This window comes from Pedobacter sp. 01T416_2 (genome assembly GCF_056398925.1).
On sequence record NZ_JBFTQI010001024.1, the window covers coordinates 1 to 1,655 of the forward strand.

Genomic DNA, 1,655 nt, shown 5'->3' on the forward strand with positions numbered 1-1,655 from the left:
GGATGAAGGTTAGTCCTCAGTCGGTAGTCTGAAGTCTTCCGTCGACTCCCTTGGTCTGTCACCCTGAGCGTAGTCGARGGGCCTATATCGTGAATTAAAGGATTCTTCATTTCATTCAGAATGACCAATTGTAAGAGTTGAATTAAGGATAATTGTTTGGTGGGCCACCAACACATAGAATACGGATTAGGCATCCTTTTGTTATCTTACCTCGCGAAGAATCGTCATTGCGTGGAGGAACGACGAAGCAATCTTAAAGTGCTCGCTACCAGTGATAGTTGTAAGATTGCTTCGTCGGCTGAAAAAGCCTTCTCGCAATGACGGACTATATTTAAAGACGAGCCGTACTATTTTGCTTCCTCCAATTTTAGCACCACACTAGTTCTTGTAGCATTAAGAATAGGATTAAAGCCCACTTTCATCAAGAAATCGCCAGTATAGGTTTTAGTAGCATCTATTGATGATTTTGTTCCTGGATAAAGGTTAATTTCTTTAATGTGGTACTTCTTTGTCGCATCTAAACCGTTCAATTTAATCGGATACTTACTATTTTCACCATAACGGAAGTTTACCAGGTAATTGAAAATTACCCCTTCTGTTTTTTGCGCATTTACATATAACATCGATGCTATGCTACCGGTACGTGGATTAGCCAAACGATACTGTTCGCCTTGCCAGATCGTTTGTTTTACATCATTATAGTTTTTAATGGCCTCCTGACAGAACTGAAGCTCTTTTTCAGGTAATTTACTCACTACGATATCGAAACCCAATTTACCCATCATGGCTACATCGGTACGGAATTTTATTGGCTGTTTTCCCCAATCGGTTACATGGTTGGAACTACTAATGGCCGGATAAAAATAAGAGTATTCCCATTGCATAAATATGCGCTCTAATGGGTCGGTATTATCACTAGGCCAAAACTCTGTAAAATACTGTAAGGCAGCATAATCTACCCTACCACCTCCACCAGAGCATAACATCATAGGCACAGTTGGATATTTTGCACGGATTCTTTGCAATACACTATACAATCCTCTTACATAATCGATGTAAAAATGAGATTGATTTTTTAAATGTGCGGAGTATGCATTGTAAATTACGGCATTACAATCCCATTTAATGTAAGCCAGTTTAGGATTTTTGGTAAACAGACCATCTACCACACCGAAAACAAAATCCTGTACTTTTGGGTTACTCAGATCGAGCTCTAATTGGTTTCTAAAATAGTATTCAGGTCTGTTCGGCTGTTTTACCACCCAATCTGGATGTTTTTCATAAAGTTCGCTTTTAGGATTAACCATTTCGGGTTCTATCCAAATTCCGAATCTGGTTCCTACATTATCGGCCTCTTTTACTAAAGATGCTATTCCGTTTGGCAATTTCTTCTTGTTTTCCTGCCAATCGCCAAGCCCGGCATGATCATCGTTACGTGGATATTTGTTCCCGAACCAACCATCATCAAGTAAAAAGAAATCGACACCCAGTTTTTTGGTATCTTTTAACAAATCGGCCAATTTTTGTTCATTAAAATCGAAATAAGTAGCTTCCCAGTTATTCAAAAGGGTTAATCTGCTACCCTTTCCATCTAATATCTTATAATTACGTGCCCAATCTTGCAATTTCCTACTGGCGTCTCCTTTTCCCTGATC

General features: G+C 39.2%; 1 protein-coding gene. It reads right to left on the reverse strand.

Annotated elements, in window-relative coordinates:
- Window positions 1–347: 347 nt before the first annotated feature.
- On the reverse strand, window positions 348–1,655 hold a 1,308-nt coding region (locus tag AC1DPQ_RS26965; RefSeq protein ID WP_477611457.1), incomplete at its 5' end, for an alpha-galactosidase.